The sequence below is a fragment of the Pseudogemmobacter sp. W21_MBD1_M6 genome (genome assembly GCF_052119585.1).
Taxonomy (GTDB): domain Bacteria; phylum Pseudomonadota; class Alphaproteobacteria; order Rhodobacterales; family Rhodobacteraceae; genus JBGQOJ01.
This window is the reverse complement of sequence record NZ_JBGQOJ010000001.1, coordinates 565,368-582,493: the sequence shown is the minus strand read 5'-3', so window position 1 is coordinate 582,493 and position 17,126 is coordinate 565,368. Positions and strand designations below refer to the sequence as shown.

At 60.2% G+C, this 17,126-nt stretch carries 21 protein-coding genes and 1 pseudogene; 9 read left to right on the top strand and 13 right to left on the bottom strand.

What is annotated here, in order from left to right; all coding sequences use genetic code 11:
• Positions 1-654 carry a peroxiredoxin gene (locus ACEN2R_RS02810; RefSeq protein WP_442038973.1) on the top strand — a complete coding sequence of 218 codons (654 nt, stop codon included), beginning with the start codon at positions 1-3 and terminating at the stop codon, positions 652-654.
• Positions 655-735: 81 nt separating this feature from the next.
• Here ACEN2R_RS02810 and pnp read toward each other — a convergent pair whose 3' ends face one another.
• The 3 genes from pnp to ACEN2R_RS02795 all read right to left on the bottom strand — a co-directional run bounded on the left by pnp (position 736) and on the right by ACEN2R_RS02795 (position 3,779).
• Positions 736-2,871 carry a polyribonucleotide nucleotidyltransferase gene (gene pnp, locus ACEN2R_RS02805; RefSeq protein ID WP_442038971.1) on the bottom strand — a complete coding sequence of 712 codons (2,136 nt, stop codon included), beginning with the start codon at positions 2,869-2,871 and terminating at the stop codon, positions 736-738.
• 180 nt (positions 2,872-3,051) lie between these two features.
• The gene (rpsO, locus tag ACEN2R_RS02800; RefSeq protein WP_442038969.1) at positions 3,052-3,321 is read right to left on the bottom strand and encodes a 30S ribosomal protein S15; all 270 of its coding nucleotides are present in this window, start codon (positions 3,319-3,321) and stop codon (positions 3,052-3,054) included.
• Between the two features lie 164 nt (positions 3,322-3,485).
• A complete protein-coding gene (locus ACEN2R_RS02795) occupies positions 3,486-3,779 on the bottom strand; it encodes a DUF5665 domain-containing protein (RefSeq protein ID WP_442038967.1) in 294 nt (97 codons plus the stop codon).
• A gap of 194 nt (positions 3,780-3,973) precedes the next feature.
• On the opposite strand from ACEN2R_RS02795, the gene ACEN2R_RS02790 reads away from it, so the two are divergent.
• Positions 3,974-4,951 carry a calcium-binding protein gene (locus tag ACEN2R_RS02790; protein ID WP_442038965.1) on the top strand — a complete coding sequence of 326 codons (978 nt, stop codon included), beginning with the start codon at positions 3,974-3,976 and terminating at the stop codon, positions 4,949-4,951.
• Here the strand turns inward: ACEN2R_RS02790 and ACEN2R_RS02785 are convergent.
• The 9 genes and pseudogenes from ACEN2R_RS02785 to rbfA form a co-directional block, all read right to left on the bottom strand.
• Positions 4,948-5,847, bottom strand: a complete 900-nt coding sequence (locus tag ACEN2R_RS02785; protein ID WP_442038963.1) for an alpha/beta fold hydrolase — start codon at positions 5,845-5,847, stop codon at positions 4,948-4,950. The genes ACEN2R_RS02790 and ACEN2R_RS02785 overlap by 4 nt on opposite strands.
• A 116-nt stretch (positions 5,848-5,963) precedes the next feature.
• A pseudogene (locus ACEN2R_RS02780) lies at positions 5,964-6,161 on the bottom strand (phosphatidylglycerol lysyltransferase domain-containing protein); the annotation flags it as partial.
• 15 nt (positions 6,162-6,176) lie between these two features.
• Positions 6,177-6,326, bottom strand: a complete 150-nt coding sequence (locus tag ACEN2R_RS02775) for a hypothetical protein (RefSeq protein ID WP_442038961.1) — start codon at positions 6,324-6,326, stop codon at positions 6,177-6,179.
• Between the two features lie 98 nt (positions 6,327-6,424).
• On the bottom strand, positions 6,425-6,892 hold the full coding sequence (locus tag ACEN2R_RS02770) for a phosphatidylglycerol lysyltransferase domain-containing protein (protein ID WP_442038960.1): 468 nt from the start codon (positions 6,890-6,892) through the stop codon (positions 6,425-6,427).
• The gene (locus tag ACEN2R_RS02765; protein WP_442038959.1) at positions 6,846-7,184 is read right to left on the bottom strand and encodes a hypothetical protein; all 339 of its coding nucleotides are present in this window, start codon (positions 7,182-7,184) and stop codon (positions 6,846-6,848) included. The genes ACEN2R_RS02770 and ACEN2R_RS02765 overlap by 47 nt, the downstream gene beginning before the upstream one ends.
• Positions 7,177-7,527 carry a hypothetical protein gene (locus ACEN2R_RS02760; protein WP_442038958.1) on the bottom strand — a complete coding sequence of 117 codons (351 nt, stop codon included), beginning with the start codon at positions 7,525-7,527 and terminating at the stop codon, positions 7,177-7,179. The genes ACEN2R_RS02765 and ACEN2R_RS02760 overlap by 8 nt, the downstream gene beginning before the upstream one ends.
• 102 nt (positions 7,528-7,629) lie before the next feature.
• A complete protein-coding gene (locus ACEN2R_RS02755; protein WP_442038957.1) occupies positions 7,630-8,193 on the bottom strand; it encodes a DUF1643 domain-containing protein in 564 nt (187 codons plus the stop codon).
• A gap of 80 nt (positions 8,194-8,273) precedes the next feature.
• Positions 8,274-9,179: a tRNA pseudouridine(55) synthase TruB gene (truB, locus tag ACEN2R_RS02750; protein WP_442038956.1), complete on the bottom strand. Its 906-nt coding sequence runs from the start codon at positions 9,177-9,179 to the stop codon at positions 8,274-8,276.
• A 56-nt stretch (positions 9,180-9,235) separates the two neighbouring features.
• The gene (gene rbfA / locus ACEN2R_RS02745) at positions 9,236-9,640 is read right to left on the bottom strand and encodes a 30S ribosome-binding factor RbfA (protein WP_442038954.1); all 405 of its coding nucleotides are present in this window, start codon (positions 9,638-9,640) and stop codon (positions 9,236-9,238) included.
• 99 nt (positions 9,641-9,739) lie between these two features.
• Between rbfA and dapB the strand changes: the two genes are divergently transcribed.
• On the top strand, positions 9,740-10,549 hold the full coding sequence (gene dapB / locus ACEN2R_RS02740) for a 4-hydroxy-tetrahydrodipicolinate reductase (RefSeq protein ID WP_442038953.1): 810 nt from the start codon (positions 9,740-9,742) through the stop codon (positions 10,547-10,549).
• A gap of 80 nt (positions 10,550-10,629) precedes the next feature.
• Positions 10,630-10,986 carry a dihydrodipicolinate reductase gene (locus tag ACEN2R_RS02735; RefSeq protein WP_442038952.1) on the top strand — a complete coding sequence of 119 codons (357 nt, stop codon included), beginning with the start codon at positions 10,630-10,632 and terminating at the stop codon, positions 10,984-10,986.
• 3 nt (positions 10,987-10,989) lie between these two features.
• Here the strand turns inward: ACEN2R_RS02735 and ACEN2R_RS02730 are convergent, their stop codons facing one another.
• Positions 10,990-11,169, bottom strand: coding sequence for a DUF1674 domain-containing protein (locus ACEN2R_RS02730; RefSeq protein WP_442038951.1), 180 nt, complete (start codon positions 11,167-11,169; stop codon positions 10,990-10,992).
• Positions 11,170-11,245: 76 nt separating this feature from the next.
• Between ACEN2R_RS02730 and ACEN2R_RS02725 the strand changes: the two genes are divergently transcribed.
• The 5 genes from ACEN2R_RS02725 (at position 11,246) to ACEN2R_RS02705 (ending at position 17,056) form a co-directional block, all read left to right on the top strand.
• Positions 11,246-12,535: an RsmB/NOP family class I SAM-dependent RNA methyltransferase gene (locus ACEN2R_RS02725; protein WP_442038950.1), complete on the top strand. Its 1,290-nt coding sequence runs from the start codon at positions 11,246-11,248 to the stop codon at positions 12,533-12,535.
• Positions 12,536-12,665: 130 nt separating this feature from the next.
• The gene (locus tag ACEN2R_RS02720) at positions 12,666-14,381 is read left to right on the top strand and encodes a heparinase II/III family protein (RefSeq protein ID WP_442039479.1); all 1,716 of its coding nucleotides are present in this window, start codon (positions 12,666-12,668) and stop codon (positions 14,379-14,381) included.
• An 11-nt stretch (positions 14,382-14,392) separates the two neighbouring features.
• Positions 14,393-15,982, top strand: coding sequence for a bifunctional phosphoribosylaminoimidazolecarboxamide formyltransferase/IMP cyclohydrolase (gene purH / locus ACEN2R_RS02715; RefSeq protein ID WP_442038949.1), 1,590 nt, complete (start codon positions 14,393-14,395; stop codon positions 15,980-15,982).
• Positions 15,983-15,991: 9 nt separating this feature from the next.
• Positions 15,992-16,462, top strand: coding sequence for a signal peptidase II (gene lspA / locus ACEN2R_RS02710; RefSeq protein WP_442038947.1), 471 nt, complete (start codon positions 15,992-15,994; stop codon positions 16,460-16,462).
• Positions 16,463-16,516: 54 nt separating this feature from the next.
• On the top strand, positions 16,517-17,056 hold the full coding sequence (locus ACEN2R_RS02705) for a DUF3035 domain-containing protein (RefSeq protein WP_442038945.1): 540 nt from the start codon (positions 16,517-16,519) through the stop codon (positions 17,054-17,056).
• Positions 17,057-17,126: the final 70 nt, after the last annotated feature.

Below are 17,126 nucleotides of genomic sequence, written 5' to 3'. Positions count from 1 at the left end.
ATGGCATTGCGGATCAATGATACCGTTCCGGATTTTACTGCTGACACAAGCGAAGGCAAGATCGGCTTTCATGACTGGATCGGCGATAGCTGGGCAATCCTGTTTTCCCATCCGAAGGACTTTACGCCGGTTTGTACCACGGAATTCGGTGCTGTTGCGCGGTTGGCCGACGAGTGGGCAAAGCGCGGAACAAAAGTGATCGGCGTATCTGTGGATGCCGTGCCCGAGCACCTGCAGTGGAAAAGTGATATCGAAACCTATGCCGGTGCAAAGGTGACCTTTCCGATCATCGCCGACGAAGATCTGAGCGTTGCGAAGGCCTTTGATATGCTGCCCGCTGAGGCCTATCTGCCTGATGGCCGCACCGCGAATGATACGGCCGCCGTGCGGTCGGTGTTTATTATCGGGCCGGACAAGAAGCTGAAGCTGTCGATGACCTACCCGATGTCTGTCGGGCGTAATTTTGCCGAAATCCTGCGCGCGCTGGATGCGCTGCAGGCGACGGCAGGTGTTCCGATTGCAACACCCGCAGACTGGACCGTCGGGCAGGACGTTATCATCGCGCTGTCCTTGAATGACGAGCAGGCGAAGGAACAGTTCGGCACGTTCGACGCGGTTCTGCCCTATCTGCGCAAGGCAAAACTGAAGTCCTGATTTTCAGGCCTGTTGGAATAAAGAAAGGCCCCGATGTTTCCATCGGGGCCTTTTTGGTTTTCCGGTCAAAGATGCTTTGGCTTACGCCTCGGCGGCTTCTTCCTTGATCTCTTCGCCAGTGGTCTGGTCAACGCATTTCATCGACAGGCGAACCTTGCCGCGATCGTCGAAGCCCAACAGCTTGACCTTTACTTCCTGGCCCTCTTTGAGGACGTCGGACGGATGGTTCAGGCGGCGGTTTTCGATCTGGGAAACGTGCACCAGCCCGTCGCGCTTGCCGAAGAAGTTCACGAAGGCGCCAAAGTCGACGATCTTCACGACGGTGCCTGTGTAGACGCCGCCTTCTTCGGGTTCCGCAACGATGGACCAGATCATCTCATAGGCTTTCTTGATAGAGTCGGCGTTTGCCGATGCAATCTTGATAATGCCGTCGTCGTTGATGTCGACTTTTGCGCCCGACACTTCGACGATTTCGCGGATGACCTTGCCGCCGGACCCGATGACTTCACGGATCTTGTCGGTCGGGATCTGCATGGTCTCGATGCGTGGGGCGTGGGCGGAGAACTCGTTCCGACCCGCAGTCAACGCCTTCGACATTTCGCCAAGAATATGGATGCGACCGTCTTTTGCCTGAGCAAGAGCGGCTTCCATGATTTCTGGCGTGATGCCTGCGATCTTGATGTCCATCTGCAACGAGGTGATGCCGTTCTCGGTGCCGGCTACCTTGAAGTCCATGTCGCCAAGGTGATCCTCGTCGCCGAGGATGTCGGTCAGGATGGCGTATTGGCCGTCATCCTCTAGGATCAGGCCCATGGCCACACCGGCAACAGGTGCCTTCAGCGGAACACCGGCGTCCATCATCGACAAAGAGCCACCGCAAACGGAGGCCATCGACGACGACCCGTTGGATTCGGTGATCTCGGACACCAGACGGATGGTGTAGGGGAAGTCTGTCGCAGCAGGCAGAACGGCCTGAAGGGCGCGCCATGCAAGTTTACCGTGACCGATTTCGCGACGACCCGGAGGGCCGAAACGACCAACCTCGCCAACCGAGTAGGGAGGGAAGTTATAGTGCAACAGGAAGTTCGACTTGTAGGTGCCGTGCAGCGCGTCGATCATCTGTTCGTCGTCGCCGGTGCCCAGCGTGGTGACGATCAGGCCCTGTGTTTCACCGCGGGTGAACAGGGCAGAGCCATGCGTGCGGGGCAAAAGGCCGACTTCGGATTCGATGGCGCGAACGGTTTTTGTATCACGACCGTCGATCCGGATGCCGGTTTTCACAACGTCGCCGCGCAGGATCGAGGATTCCAGCTTTTTGAACGCAGACCCAAGGTTCGCGTCGGCCAGTTGGTCGGCGGTCAGGGCTGCTTTGACGGTGTCGCGTGCGGCAGAGATTGCCGTTGTGCGTTCTTGCTTGTCGCGGATCGCGAAGGCGGCGCGCATTGCGGGCTCGCCGGCGGCTTTGACCGCAGCGTAAAGATCGCTGTAGTCGGCAGGGGCAAAGTTGAACGGCTCTTTGGCGCAATCTTCGGCCAGATCAATGATCAGGTCGATGACAGGCTTCAGCGCGTCATGGCCGAATTTCACAGCGCCCAGCATCTCTGCTTCGGACAACTCGTAGGCTTCGGATTCAACCATCATGACGGCGTCTTTGGTGCCGGCGATGACCAACTCGAGACGCTGTTCTGGCTTGTTGCGCAGATCGTGCATGTCGTCGATCTCTGGGTTCAGCGTGTATTCGCCATTTGCGAAACCAACGCGGGCACCGGCAATCGGACCCATGAAAGGCGCGCCGGAAATAGTCAGAGCAGCCGATGCCGCGATCATGGCGACGACGTCAGGGTCGTTGACCAGATCGTGCGACAGAACAGTACAGATCACCAGAACTTCGTTCTTGAAGCCGGAGACGAACAGCGGGCGCAGCGGGCGGTCGATCAGACGGCTTGTCAGCGTCTCTTTTTCCGTCGGGCGCGCCTCGCGCTTGAAGAAACCGCCCGGAACTTTACCGGCGGCATAGTATTTTTCATTATAGTGGACGGTCAGCGGGAAGAAGTCCTGCCCGGGCTTTTGCTCTTTTGCAAAAGTGACCGCAGCCATGACGCTGGTCTCGCCCAGCGTGGCAATGACGCAACCGTCTGCCTGACGGGCAATCTTGCCGGTTTCCAGAGTCAGGGTCTCGTTGCCCCATTCCATCGATTTTTTCGTTACGTTAAACATTACGTTTCCTATGTTGGCTGTCGGGACCCTTCCCTAGGCCGTTTGCGTACGGGCCGTATGCCCGTGGCCTCGATCGTGCATCTGCCTGTCCCGTGAAGCCCGGCGGGAGAAGCTGCGGCGAGGTCTCTTGCGGGACCCCGAAATGAAAGCCGCGCCCGAAGGGGCGCGGCTTTGTCGTCGTTAGCGGCGCAGGCCGAGGCGCTTGATCAGATCAATGTAGCGCTGCTCGTTGCGAGCCTTGAGGTAATCCAGAAGTTTGCGGCGCTGTGCGACCATCATCAAAAGACCACGACGGGAATGGTTATCCTTTTTGTGGGCCTTGAAGTGCTCGGTCAGCGTGGAAATACGCGAGGACAGGATTGCAACCTGAACTTCGGGCGAACCAGTGTCGCCTTCTTTCGTTGCAAACTCTTTCAGAACGCGTGCTTTTTCTTCGACTGTAATCGACATCGGGGTCTCCTTCGGTGTCAAAATGTGGATGGCGCAGGCCGGGATGTCGTCCAGCAAGGCCCGTGGAGGTATCTTCCCGGAATCCGGGCCGATGCGCGCGTATAGGGGAAATTCGGGCAAAAGGAAAGATCGTTTTCCAAAGGCCCCCGCGACGATGACCGGGGTCAGTCTCGAACCTGGATCTGCTCCGCGATCTGCGCGGCCCAATCGCCGATGATCGGGATGAAGTTGATCTGTGCCAGAACAAACGCCAGAATCGACACCAGAATAGTGGCCCCCACAACAGTCCCAAGCCCCATCGCCAATCCACGCAGAAATGTGTGCCCCATCATCCGTGGAACGGAACTTTGGATTCTGAGATAGCGATTATCGTTCAGCCGCGCGATTTCCCGACGCAGGGCCTCGATGTCGGACATCGGTTCAGTGTCGGGCGCAGGAGTTTTCGGCTTGCGGTTCAATCTTATGGCTTTCTTTTCTTATCCAAAAGAAACCTAGCGTCTGGAGGGGGAAAGACCAAGCGGATCTGCGGGAAACACCGGAAACGGCTGAATAATTCTGTGTTATGTTAACGAATTATTAATCTTTAGGTCGCATGCACTAAGATGGGTGAGTGGCTTGTTCCAGGGGTGGAACACGATTGAGGTGGGTAAAGATGTTGGGATTATTAGGGATTTTGGGCGCGCTTTTTGCGGGCATGTTTATGGACGGCGGAGGTCAGGATCAAACCGATGATCCGGTGCCCGACGATCCGGTCGAGGACGATGCATCGGCGTCAGGGCCCGAGTCCCAAGGGTTTCTTGATTTGATTTCAGGCACGCAGGAGGCAGACACGCTGACCGGCACGGACGCCGACGAGAGTATTTCCGGGTTCCTCGGCGACGATATCCTTGGTGGCGGTGCTGGAAACGATACGGTTTCGGGTGGTGCGGGTGACGACGCGCTGCGCGGTGGATATGGCGATGATTCGCTGTTCGGCGATGAAGACGATGATCTGATGTTTGGCGGCTACGATGACGATACGCTTTACGGCGGCGATGGCAACGACGAGGCCTATGGCGCTGCGGGCGACGATGCCTTGTATGGCGGCTTGGGCGACGATCAGCTTTGGGCGGGGGACGGCGACGACGTGGTCGAGGGTGGCGAGGGCGACGATATCATCGACGGCTCCAACGGGGACGACCTGTTATCCGGCAACGCCGGCGCGGACCACCTTTTCGGCAACGCGGGGCAAGATACCCTGTTCGGCGGCGAGGGCGATGACGCATTGGACGGCGGCACCGAAAATGACGTTCTGGATGGCGGGGCAGGTGCAGACCGCCTGGACGGTGGCTCTGGCGATGACCGTCTGACCGTCGGGGCGGGCGATACTGTAACCGGCGGGCTGGGGCTGGACCGGTTTGAAATGCAGGCGGGCACGAGCGATGATGAAGCCACGATTGCCGATTTCAACGCCGACGAGGATGCAATTGTTGTTCTGTATGATCCGTCGCAGGGTGGCGCCCCGAATGTCACGGTGGAACCGTTTGGCGACACTGACGCACAAGTGTTTGTGGACGGGTTGCCAATGGCCTTGATTGCCAATGGTCTGGGGCTTCAGTCGTCCCAGATCATTCTACAGGCGACGGGCTAGGCCTCGTACCGGAAAAACGGCACAAAGCAGTCCAGAACCGCCTGCGGATTTTCCTCCATCGCGAAGTGACCGCTTTCGCAACTGGAATCGCTGACATCGGTGGCCCAATTCGCCCATAGGTCCGCCGGATGGCCGGTTTGCGCGGGGAACCCGCTTTTCGCCCAGAGGAACCTGAGCGGTGCCGTGATCTTGCGCCCCGCGCTGCGATCCGCCTCGTCTGCGGTGCGGTCGAAGGTGGCCCCCGCCCGGTAGTCCGCGCACATCGCGTGAATGCGTGCCGGGTCCAGCGCTTGTTTGCGGTAGCTTTCCAAAGACGCGGCAGGAAATGCGGCCAGTGATTTCCCCAGGGTCCAGGCCGCTAATGTCCAGTCGATATAGCCGACTGGATCAGCGCCGATCATCCGCTCTGGCAGGGGGGCGGGTTGCGCAAGAAAGGTCCAGTGGTAGGCTTTCATTGCAAGATTGGCATCCCATGCCGCCCAGAAGTCGCCTGTCGGGACAATCTCGATAATCCCGAGTTTCAAGATGCGTTCCGGGTGATCCAGCGTCAGACGATAGGCGACGCGCGCGCCGCGATCATGGCCCAGAACTGCGGCGGTGTTCAGCCCCAGCGCATCCATCAGTCCGATGATATCCAGCGCCATTGTGCGCTTGGAATAGGTGGTGTGATCGGCATCATCTGCTGGCGCATCACTTTCGCCATAGCCGCGCAGATCGGGAATGATGACGTGAAAATGCCGGGCCAATTCGGGTGCGACGCGGGACCAGCACATGTGGTTCTGGGGGTAGCCGTGCAACAGGATCAACGGCACCCCCTGTCCGGCCTGATGAACGGAAAGCGTGATGCCGTTGGTCTTGATTCGGCTTTCTGTGAAGCCTGTAATATGGGATGTCATGGAACCCTCCGTTACGGGGAGACTAGCGGAGCGTTCCCCATCAGGTCCAGTGGCGGCGTTTCGTCCGCATCGCTTTCACCTGCGCAAGGATCACATTTTGATCAGACAACGTGACGTCAGCCTTGAATGGCGCGACCGTCGTTCAGGGCGGTGAACGTGCCGGAAATCAACCGAGTCACATCCGCCAAAGGTGCGACAGGCGGCAGAATTGACCGGCAGCAAAAGTAGCGCGGTTGCCAGTCTGGATCGAACTTGTTCTTGAACCGGCGCAGGCCTTCGAAATTATAGAAGCGGTCGCCATACTGGTGCACAAGTGTCCCGAATTTTGATCATAAATCCGATCCGCGCCGCGCTGTAATACCCGAGAACGGTGCCATACCAAGGCTGAAATCCGAATACCCTCTGGCGCAGAGATACAGCATCAATTCGATCGAAGAGGATTTCTTCCCTTCGGCGGTCAGTATATTTGCAAATGCCACGATCCGTTCGTTGTGTCGGACCACAGCCTGCGGAAATTGTTGAAGATACCCGCGATCAAGCGGCCCACAGAGAACGACTTTTCCTTTGTGTTCCGCTCTTACAGCCAAGCGGCAGAGATCACCGCAAGCGCGTCCAGCAATGCGGGCGCATGCGGTGGTTGCATGACCTCGAAGGTCAGGCCATCGCGCAAGGCCCGGCTATGGGTGGCGCGCAGTTTTTTTCGGTCTGGCCCGTCCAATGTGAATGTTTCAAGCCGCACGACGGCCTCTTCCCCCATCTTGTGCAGCGCCAGACCCATCTCGATGGTCCGATCGGTGAATGATGACGGGGTTTCGTAAAATATCGGACGCGCCGCCGCTGCCCTTGCCGCATCGTGGAATTCCCACGCAAGCTCCTCGCGGCCTTCGGGTGCGCCCACGGGTGCGCCGAAGGCGATCCAGGACATCCCCTTCACACCATAGGACACGACCGCGTCGTTCAGGGCACCATCCGCTGGCAAGGCCGCGATGACGATGCTTTCAAAAACGCCAACGCCGCCCGGACCATGGCATGCGACGCCGACCATGGTCGCGATGGAAAAGACCGCCAACAAACTGGCGTAAGATATCACCAAGAGCGGGGGCGCGCAGGGCAAAATTGCCGATCTTTATCTCTCCTCCCCGCCACGCGAACCCGACCAGAAGGGCGACAATGCCGATCAACGCGATGATGGACCAAAGCCGCAGTGTTGCGGGGGCAACAGACCAGATCCCCTGAAGGGCTGAGGGATGAACCGCCAGCGCCCCCAAACCGATCAAGGACGCACCGATGCCGTAAGACAGCGCCGCAAAACTGGCGATTGCAGCGACGTCAGGCATCAAGACCCAGTGCCGAATAGATGCGATACCGCACGGCCCCACCGGACAGTACACTTAACCCGATGGTGTTGCCGAAGGCATATCCAGGAAACCCGCCAAGGGCGACGACGGGCAACGGTAACCGCTTGCCGATATAGCGCAGCGCGGACCAGTCATATCCGATCAGCGCGGCATAGCCGAGCAATGTGGCCAGAAGCGCCGGAGCATAGATAGTCCAGGGGGTTGCCCGCAAATTCGCCAGGACCTCTTTGAAATCCAGCGGTGCCAAAAGGTGGTAAAGCGCAAATTCCGGCCAGAAAAAGCAGCGGTGTTGCAACGATTGCAATGCTTTTTCGTAACGCATCACGGGCAGTGACCCTGCCGTCGCTGTTCTGTCGTTCTGGCGTTTTATTGGCTGACATCACGTCCCGTTGATCCTCGAAGTTCCTACCGGTCGTTGTTGTCTTTATGTATTCGGGAATTCTATAAGGTCCGTGTCATTGCGCAGATATAGTGGATGTTTGGCCGATCCGTCTTTGTTCAGGCCAAGGCAGTAAAGCGGAACGCCGGTTGCCCGGATCGCGGTCAGAATTTGCCCTACAGTCTGCTGATGGCGTTTGTGCAGGTTTCCGTAGGCCAGAACAATAAGTTCAGACTCTGCTGCCATGTCCAGAAGCGCAGGAATATTGGCAGGGCTGCATGCCAGATCCGGGTCATTTGGCACGTCCGTTGGCGATGTTGCCCGCCAGTCCAGCATGTTGCCCTTCAGATAGCGGGTGAACCCCCAGCGCATCGCAAAAGACACCTCTTTGTGGCAGGTCGGGTCCGAAACCTCGATGCCTGCGACCGATGGGTTCTGACCCAGAAACATGATCGTGCGCGGCACCTGACCCGTAGGGGTCCAATCGCGCGACAGGCTTTGCCTGTAGCGCCCGCAGTCCGAAAATGTCGCGCCACCGATCACGCCTTCGGGCAGGGCAAGGCGGACCTTTCCACCGGGGTCGTGCTGTGTACTTGGGTCGAATTCCATGTCGGTCACCTTAGCGATAGAGCGAGGGAATAACAGCTCTTTCGGCCCCCCTGATGGGACAGCCCCCCGCCCGGCTTTTGTCAGGTGTTGAATACACGCGACGGGTGCAGTTCGCCCGCCTTGTAGACCCCGACGGCGATGGCTTTGCCGTTCAGAGAGGCCCAGGCCTCGTCGCCGTATTCCGCGTTCGATGTCAGAACCATTCCCGGGTTCCCGTGCCGCAGCTTTGATGCGCCCTCGGCTGTGCAGTGCAGTTCAGGCAGATCAGCCAGCCCGATTTCCAGCGGCAAAAGATAGGTGTCCAGTTGCGGGTCTTTGGCAAGGCTGTCCACCAGATCAAGGGTGATCCCGTCCTCTGCATCGAACGGTCCCGACCATGTGCGGCGCAGGGATTGCACATGGGCGCAACAGCCCAAAGCCTCGCCCAGATCGCGGGCGATGGCGCGGACGTATCCACCCTTGCCGCAGATCATTTCCAGCACGACATGGTCGGCATCGGGGCGTTCGATAAAGTTCAGTTCCTCGACCCAAAGCGGGCGCGCGGCGATCTCGAACTCTTCATCGTCGCGGGCAAGTTTATAGGCGCGCTGGCCGTCGATCTTTACGGCCGAGAATTTCGGCGGCACCTGCATGATTTCCCCGGTCAGGGGCGCAAGGGCGGCGGTGATCTCTTCGTCGGTCGGGCGCAGGTCGGAACTGGCGATCACCTCGCCTTCGGCATCGTCGGTATTGGTGGCCTGACCCAGACGGACGGTAAAAACATAGGCCTTCAGCGCGTCGGTGATGTAGGGCACGGTTTTGGTCGCCTCTCCCAGTGCCACGGCCAGAACGCCTGTCGCTTCGGGGTCAAGGGTGCCCGCGTGCCCCGCCTTGTTCGCGCCCAACGCCCAGCGAACCTTGTTCACGACCGCATTCGAGGAAATCCCCGCAGGTTTGTCAACGATCAGCCAGCCATGCACATCGCGGCCTGATTTTCTGCGTCCCATCGTGCGGGCTCCATTCGTAAGGTTGGGGGGCGGAACGCGGCCTTATGGCCTTTGCGTCACTCTTCCTCGTCGGGGGCCGCTATGTCTTTCTGGACCTGCTCGTTTTCGAACAGCCGGCGGGTGTGATCCATCCGCTCGAAGGTCTGGTCGATCTGAAAGCGCAGCTCTGGCGAGTATTTCATCGTCATCGCCTTGGAGACAAGGCGGCGCAGCTCGTGGCGGTTACGGCGCAGGGCCGACAGCGCCTCTTCGGCGCCTTCACCGCCCAGCGGCAGAATATACGCCGTCGCGACCCGCAGATCCGACGAGGTGACGACCTCGCCGACGGTGATCGAGATGCGGTTCAGATCGGGGTCGTGGACCTCGCCGCGCATCAGCGCGTCGGACAGGGTGCGACGGATCAGTTCGCCGACGCGAAGCTGACGTTGAGACGGGCCGGAGGAGGATCTTTTCTGTGCCATGGGCGCTGATGTAAGGCGGAACGACGTCTCCCGCAACCTATCGCTTTGCAGGCGGGGCGCGTAGGGGCTAAATCATCCGATAGCATGAGGAGACGGAAGATGGGCGAACTGCCGGGCATAGTGATTACGGGGGCATCCGGGCGCATGGGTCAGATGTTGATCCGCGAGGTTCTGGACAGCGGCAAGGCGCGGCTGGTTGGCGTGGTAGAGCGGACCGGCCATGACTGGATCGGGCGCGATATTGGGGTTGCCATGGGCGGCGCCGAGGCGGGCGTGGTTGTGACCGACGATGCGCTGGATGTTTTTTCCAAGGCGCAGGCGGTGATTGATTTTACCGCCCCCGCCGCGACGATCGGTTTTGCCGCATTGGCCGCGCAGGCGCGTGCGGTTCATGTGATCGGCACCACCGGCATGACCGACGACGATCTTGCAAAGATCAAAGCCGCCGCGCGTCACGCGGTGATCGTGCGGGCAGGGAACATGAGCCTTGGGGTTAACCTGCTGGTAAAGCTGACACAAAAAGTAGCGCAGGCGCTGGACGCCGATTTCGACATCGAGGTGATCGAGGCGCATCACCGCCACAAGGTCGACGCACCATCCGGCACGGCGCTGATGCTGGGCGAGGCCGCGGCAACGGGTCGTGGCGTTGTGTTGTCAGAGGTGTCGGACAGCGGGCGTGACGGCGTCACCGGGCCAAGGCGGCGCGGCGACATCGGGTTCTCGGCTATTCGCGGTGGGGATATTGTGGGCGAGCATGACGTGCTGTTTGCCGCCGATGGCGAGCGCATCATCCTGCGCCATGTCGCGACAGACCGGCGCATTTTTGCGCGGGGTGCGTTGAAGGCGGCTCTTTGGGGGCAGGACCAGAAGCCGGGCGAATACGACATGATGGATGTGCTTGGGCTTTAATCTTGGCGCGCGTGTTTACGAAAGAGTCATCCAGGCCGGCTATTGCTGCGTAAAAGAGCAAATCGGTTGGGATAGATCAGGTGATTCGATTACTCATCGCAGCTTTGTTGGTCGGTATTGCGGGAGCCCCGGCACTGGCCGAGGAATTTACCACGGTGCAGGACAGGTCATCGTTTCTGAGGGTCGTGTCGGGCAAGAGCCTGACGCGGCTTGGAATTCAGCTTGATGTCACGCAGGATGGAAAGATCACCGGTGCGGCATTCGGGCAATCCGTGACCGGTGCATGGACTTGGACCAACGGCTTTTTCTGCCGGGATCTTTCTTGGGGAGACCGTGATCTGGGGCCGAATTGCCAGAGTGTTAAGGTGGCTGGCGACACGATCCGCTTCATCTCTGACAGGGGAAACGGGCGATACGCAGACCTGCGCCTGCGATAGCGCCTAAAAATCTATCGCGATTCCCTTTTTTTCCCAATCGCCAAAGCGCACTGGCTCGGGGCCCTTGCGTCCACCAAGTTCTGTGGGCAATTCCAAAGCTTTGGCCGCTTTTCTGCGATCTTCGGCCTCCTGCAATGCGCGAAGTGCGGCAGGGGGAAGGTCGGTTCGGGTTTCATCGGTCATCGTGTCATCCTTGTGGCGCTTGTTCCCATGATATACGTCCCCCGACGAACGAAACAAGATTTCAAAGGATGCCCAGATGTCAAAACCCGGCCTCGCCCCTCGCCGCGCTGCGGTTCAGATGCTGGATTCCGTCCTTGGGGACGGGATGCTGATCTCGGAACTTGCCAATCATCCCAAAGGCCCGTTGGCCGGGCTGGAGCCGCAAGACCGCGCCCGTGCGCAGCGTCTGGCGATGACCACCCTGCGGGGAATGGATCGCGCCGACCGGATGCTGGGAAAATACCTGCACAAGGTTCCGGGCATTTCGGTGCACAACACATTGCGTCTGGCCACGGTCGAGATGTGCGCAGAGAAGACACCGGCGCATGGTGTGGTCGACGCGGCGGTCGAAATGACGCGCCTTGGCAAACATACCAGTGCGATGGCCGGTCTGGTCAACGCGGTCTGCCGCAAGATCGCCGCCGATGGCCCGTCTGTCTGGGGTGGTTTGCCACCGTCGCAGATGCCGAAATGGCTGCGTAAACCGCTGATCGCGGATTATGGCAAGGCGGTCATCACGGCCATTGAGGCGGTGCAGGCACAAGGCGCACCTTTGGATCTGACCCCGAAAAACGGCGATGCCGAGGCGCTGGCACAGCAGGTCTCCGGCGCGGTTCTGCCAACGGGCAGCGTTCGGGTGGAAGGCAATGTTCAGGTCACCGGCCTGCCTGGCTTCGAGGCGGGCGATTGGTGGGTGCAGGATGCCGCCGCAGCCATTCCCGCACGTGTTCTTGCCGTCCAAAAGGGCGAACGCGTGCTTGATCTTTGCTGCGCACCGGGTGGCAAGACGATGCAGCTGGCCGCCGCCGGTGCCGATGTGACCGCGCTTGATATTTCCGAAGGGCGCATGGGGCGTGTGCGCGAAAACCTCAGCCGGACCGGCCTGACGGCAACGACCATTGTCGCGGACGCGCTTGCGTGGGAACCCGAAGAGCTGTTCGATGCGATCCTTCTGGATGCGCCCTGTTCCGCGACGGGCACGATCCGCAGGCATGCCGATTTGCCCTATGCCAAGGACGGCGGCGATTTCCCGGGGTTGTTCGACTTGCAGGCGCAGATGATCGACCGCGCCGTGCAGATGCTGAAGCCGGGCGGTCGTCTGGTCTATTGCACCTGTTCGCTGTTGCCCGACGAGGGTGAAATTCAGGTCACCGATGCCTTGTCGCGTCAGCGTGGGCTGACCGTAGACACCAAAGCGCTGGAGCTTGCGGGAATTGATCCGGCCTGGATGTCTGTCGAGGGCGGTTTGCGTCTGCGTCCCGACTATTGGGCGGATATTGGCGGGATGGACGGGTTTTTCATCGTCGCCTTCCGTAAAGACGCCTAAGGCCGGATTTCGGCGGTGACAGGTGCGATTGCCCCGCGTATCATTGTGGTCGAGCAATGAAGCACTTGGTTAGCAAGGCGAGGCAGGCGTGACCCGGAAAGAAAGTTGGCCCAGGCGGAAAACGCGCTGGATGAACCGCTTTCATGCGCGGTTAAGCGGCTTGGCGCGCCCTGCCACCGGGTTCGTATCGCAACCAGAGCCCAGAACGATGGGGTCGTTTGCCCGTGGTCGGCAGTTGACCGCCGGGAACTTTCTGTTTGCCGGATATCTGGTCGAGGCCGCCAATACCCCGATGTGGGAACTGCCGATGCCCGACCCGACCTTCGAGCAGCAGTTGCACGGGTTCGCATGGCTTGATGATCTGGCGGCGGTGGGGGATATTGCCGCGCGAAAATCGGCGCAGGATTGGACCCAAGGCTGGATCGAGCGATTTGGCCGCGGCCGCGGGCCGGGTTGGTCGCCTGACCTGACGGGGCGGCGGATGATCCGGTGGATCAATCATGCGCTGTTCCTTCTGAACGGTCAGGACCGCGCAATGTCCGAGGCCTACTTCGGCTCGTTGGCCCATCAGACCATATTTCTCAGCCGCCGGTGGCAAAGTGCGGCAGCAGGTCTGCCGAGGTTCGAGGCGCTGACAGGTTTGATTTACGCGGGGTTGTCCCTGACCGGCATGGACCGCTATGTCGCGCCGGCGATAAAGGCTTTGGCGCGGGAGTGTTCATCGCAAATTGACGAAGAAGGCGGAATTCCCACACGCAACCCGGAAGAGTTGCTAGAGGTATTCACCCTTTTGACATGGTGCGCGTCCGCCCTGACCGAAGCGGGCAGAACCCCCCGAACAGAGCATTTGCAGGCGATCGAGCGGATCGCGCCAACGCTGCGGGCGCTGCGCCATTCCGATGGCGGCCTTGCGCGGTTTCAGGGTGGCGGTCGCGGGGGCGAGGGGCATCTGGACTTTGCGCTTGCGATGTCGGGCATCAGAGCAAGCGCAACCACTGGCCTTTCGATGGGATACGCTCGCCTGTCCGCCGGACGGACCAGCGTCATCGTCGATGCCAGCGCACCGCCCGTCGGGGCCGCATCCGGCGGGGGGCACGCGTCCACGCTTGCGTTCGAGCTGACGTCGGGGCGGCGTCCGTTGATTGTCAGTTGCGGCTCTGGTGCGTCGTTCGGCGAGGAATGGCGGCGCGCGGGGCGGGCCACGCCGTCGCATTCCGCCTTGGGGATCGAGGGTTTTTCGTCGTCCCGCCTTGGTGGCGGCGGCTTTGCGGCCGGTGGGCAGCGCGAATTGCTGGTCGATGTGCCCCGCGATGTCAGGGTGCAGCAGTCGGTTCTGAACGACGGCACCAGCCTTCAGGCCTCGCATTCGGGATATGTCTCGACCCATGGCATCACCCATGTGCGGCGCTTGGATATATCGAACGACGGGCGTGCCGTTACCGGCGAGGAAACGCTGCATGTGCTGTCGGAGGCCGACAAACGCCTGTTTGACCGGATGCTGGACAGGTCGAAATTGCAGGGCATTCTGTTTACCGTCCGGTTTCACCTGCACCCCGACGTCGATGCAGAGATTGATCTGGGTGGCACCGCGATCTCGATGGCGCTGAAAAGCGGTGAAATCTGGGTGTTTCGCCATGACGGAACCGCAAAATTGACGCTGGACCCGAGTGTTTATCTGGAAAAAGGCCGATTAAAGCCACGCGCGACAAAACAGGTTGTTCTATCTGCCGTCGCAATGGACTATGCGACGCGGGTCACATGGACGCTTGCCAAGGCTCAGGATACGCCCTTCAGCATCAGAGACCTTGAGCGCGACGATCCCGATGACACTGGACTGATAACCTGAGGAATGACCCGATGACCGATCTTTCGCCTGTGCGCCGCGCGCTTCTTTCTGTATCCGACAAGACCGGTCTGATTGATCTGGCCCGTGCACTTTCGGCGCGCGGGGTCGAATTGCTGTCAACCGGCGGGTCCGCCGCCAGCCTGCGTCAGGCGGGGTTGACCGTGATTGATGTGGCGGATGTCACCGGATACCCCGAGATGATGGATGGCCGGGTCAAGACTCTGCACCCGGCGGTTCATGGCGGTCTGCTGGCACTGCGCGACAATGACGAGCATCTGGCCGCGATGGAAACCCACGGTATCGGCGGGATCGACCTGCTGGTGGTCAACCTTTACCCATTCGAGGCGACCGTCGCCAAGGGTGCCGACTATGACACCTGCATCGAGAATATCGACATCGGCGGCCCCGCGATGATCCGCGCTGCGGCCAAAAACCATGCCTTCGTGAACGTCGTTGTTGATACCGAAGATTATGCAGCCCTGCTGGCAGAACTTGAGGCGAACGATGGCGCCACCGGCTATGCCTTCCGTCAGACACTGGCGCAGACCGCATATGCCCGCACCGCAGCCTATGACGCGGCGGTCTCTACATGGATGGCAAGTGCGCTGAACGAGGCGGCGCCGCGCCGTCGCGCGGTTGCCGGCACATTGGCCCAAACGCTGCGCTACGGCGAAAACCCGCATCAGGCGGCGGCGTTCTATACAGATGGCAGCAACCGCCCAGGCGTTGCGACAGCGCAGCAGCATCAGGGCAAGGAACTGTCCTACAACAACATCAACGACACCGATGCCGCATTCGAACTGGTGGCGGAATTTGCACCTGATGGCGGCCCCGCCTGTGCGATCATCAAGCACGCGAACCCCTGCGGCGTGGCGCGTGGCGCGACCCTGCTGGAGGCCTACCGCGCGGCCTATGATTGCGATCGCACCTCTGCCTTTGGGGGGATTGTGGCGCTGAACCAGCCGCTGGATGCCGCAACCGCCGAAGAGATCGTGCAGATCTTTACCGAGGTTGTGATTGCCCCCGGTGCCGATGCCGCCGCCCGCGAGATTTTCGCGAAAAAGAAGAACCTGCGGCTTTTGACGACAGATGGTTTGCCCGACCCCCTGATCGGGTCTTTGACGGTGCGTCAGGTGTCCGGCGGGTTGCTGGTGCAGGACAAGGACAACGGGTACATCACACTGGATGACCTGAAGGTCGTGACAAAACGCGCGCCGACAGAGGCAGAGCTTGCCGACCTTCTGTTCGCGTGGAAAGTTGCAAAGCACGTCAAGTCGAACGCCATTGTCTACGTCAGGAATGGTGCAACCGTTGGCGTCGGCGCAGGTCAGATGAGCCGCGTTGACAGCACCCGCATCGCCGCCCGCAAAGCGCAGGACATGGCAGAGGCGATGGGCCTGCCCGCGCCGCTGACCATCGGGTCTGTTGTCGCGTCGGACGCGTTCTTTCCCTTTTCCGATGGTCTGCTGACTGCGGCAGAGGCGGGCGCGACGGCGGTGATCCAGCCCGGCGGTTCGATGCGCGACGACGAGGTGATCGCGGCGGCGGACGAGGCCGGACTTGCGATGGTGTTCACCGGCATGCGCCACTTCCGCCATTAGGTGCGCGGGATGCGGTGGGGCCTATGGACAGCGGTCGGGGTATTTCTGGCGGACCAGCTGACAAAGCTGGTCGTCGTCTATCTGCTGGATCTGAAAACGATCGGGTCGATTGATGTCATCCCGCCCTACCTCAACTTTCGCATGGCGTGGAATCGGGGCGTCAATTTTGGCCTTTTGGCGAATGATACCGACGTTATGCGTTGGGTGCTTATTGCCGTCGCCGTTGTTATTTCGGCCTGGGTCGTTCTTTGGGTCAGGCGGCATCCGCAAAACCGGATTTCGTATATTTCCGCAGGATGTCTGGTGGGCGGGGCCATGGGCAACGTCGTTGACCGGCTGCTTTACGGGGCCGTTGCCGATTTCCTGAACATGTCGTGCTGCGGTTTTGACAATCCGTATGCCTTCAATATCGCGGACATCGCGATTTTTGCGGGGGCTTTCGGGCTTATCTTGTTCACGAAGGAAAAGAAGACCCCGTGACGCGCCTTTTGCAATGCGCTAAACAAAACACAGACGTGGTTTAGGAGGCGGACAATGCAGCATGCGCGTGGGGCACTTGCGATTTTGCTAGGGGCGGTCATTCTTCTGTCGGCCTGTAACAGGGACCGCGTTCCAGAACTGATGAATATCCGGTCCAATACGGCTGGCCCTGACGAGTTCGGAATTTTGCCGACAAAGCCGCTACAGACCCCTGCCGACTACGCAAGCCTGCCCGAACCGACCTTGGGCGGGGCAAATCTGACCGACCCGACCCCGCATGGCGATGCGATTGCGGCCCTTGGCGGCAACCCCGCATTGTTGGCGCAATCCGGTGTGGCCCGTGCCGATCAGGGGCTGCTGGCGCAAACGACGCGCTACGGTGTTGCGGGCGGCATCCGCGAACAGCTTGCCGCCGAGGATCTTGACTACCGCAAGAACAACAGGGGCAAGGTGCTGGAACGTCTGTTCAACGTGAACCTCTATTACCGGGCATACGAGGCACAGGCGCTTGACCAGTACCGCGAGCTGGACAGGTTCCGCCGTGCAGGCGTGCGCACGCCCGCCGTTCCACCGAACCCGGCAGAGAACGAGTAACCCCTTCACATCCTCGTATGCCCGCTTGTGCCGGACCGGCGCAGGCGTATCTTACAGACAGATAACCGGC

Coding starts and splice junctions, on each gene's coding strand:
- ACEN2R_RS02810 (WP_442038973.1), top strand. CDS start 1: ATGGCATTGCGGATCAATGATACCGTTCCGGATTTTACTGCTGACACA.
- pnp (WP_442038971.1), bottom strand. CDS start 2,871: ATGTTTAACGTAACGAAAAAATCGATGGAATGGGGCAACGAGACCCTG.
- rpsO (WP_442038969.1), bottom strand. CDS start 3,321: ATGTCGATTACAGTCGAAGAAAAAGCACGCGTTCTGAAAGAGTTTGCA.
- ACEN2R_RS02790 (WP_442038965.1), top strand. CDS start 3,974: ATGTTGGGATTATTAGGGATTTTGGGCGCGCTTTTTGCGGGCATGTTT.
- ACEN2R_RS02785 (WP_442038963.1), bottom strand. CDS start 5,847: ATGACATCCCATATTACAGGCTTCACAGAAAGCCGAATCAAGACCAAC.
- ACEN2R_RS02770 (WP_442038960.1), bottom strand. CDS start 6,892: ATGGTCGGCGTCGCATGCCATGGTCCGGGCGGCGTTGGCGTTTTTGAA.
- ACEN2R_RS02765 (WP_442038959.1), bottom strand. CDS start 7,184: ATGCCTGACGTCGCTGCAATCGCCAGTTTTGCGGCGCTGTCTTACGGC.
- ACEN2R_RS02760 (WP_442038958.1), bottom strand. CDS start 7,527: ATGCGTTACGAAAAAGCATTGCAATCGTTGCAACACCGCTGCTTTTTC.
- ACEN2R_RS02755 (WP_442038957.1), bottom strand. CDS start 8,193: ATGGAATTCGACCCAAGTACACAGCACGACCCCGGTGGAAAGGTCCGC.
- truB (WP_442038956.1), bottom strand. CDS start 9,179: ATGGGACGCAGAAAATCAGGCCGCGATGTGCATGGCTGGCTGATCGTT.
- rbfA (WP_442038954.1), bottom strand. CDS start 9,640: ATGGCACAGAAAAGATCCTCCTCCGGCCCGTCTCAACGTCAGCTTCGC.
- dapB (WP_442038953.1), top strand. CDS start 9,740: ATGGGCGAACTGCCGGGCATAGTGATTACGGGGGCATCCGGGCGCATG.
- ACEN2R_RS02730 (WP_442038951.1), bottom strand. CDS start 11,169: ATGACCGATGAAACCCGAACCGACCTTCCCCCTGCCGCACTTCGCGCA.
- ACEN2R_RS02725 (WP_442038950.1), top strand. CDS start 11,246: ATGTCAAAACCCGGCCTCGCCCCTCGCCGCGCTGCGGTTCAGATGCTG.
- ACEN2R_RS02720 (WP_442039479.1), top strand. CDS start 12,666: ATGAACCGCTTTCATGCGCGGTTAAGCGGCTTGGCGCGCCCTGCCACC.
- purH (WP_442038949.1), top strand. CDS start 14,393: ATGACCGATCTTTCGCCTGTGCGCCGCGCGCTTCTTTCTGTATCCGAC.
- lspA (WP_442038947.1), top strand. CDS start 15,992: ATGCGGTGGGGCCTATGGACAGCGGTCGGGGTATTTCTGGCGGACCAG.
- ACEN2R_RS02705 (WP_442038945.1), top strand. CDS start 16,517: ATGCAGCATGCGCGTGGGGCACTTGCGATTTTGCTAGGGGCGGTCATT.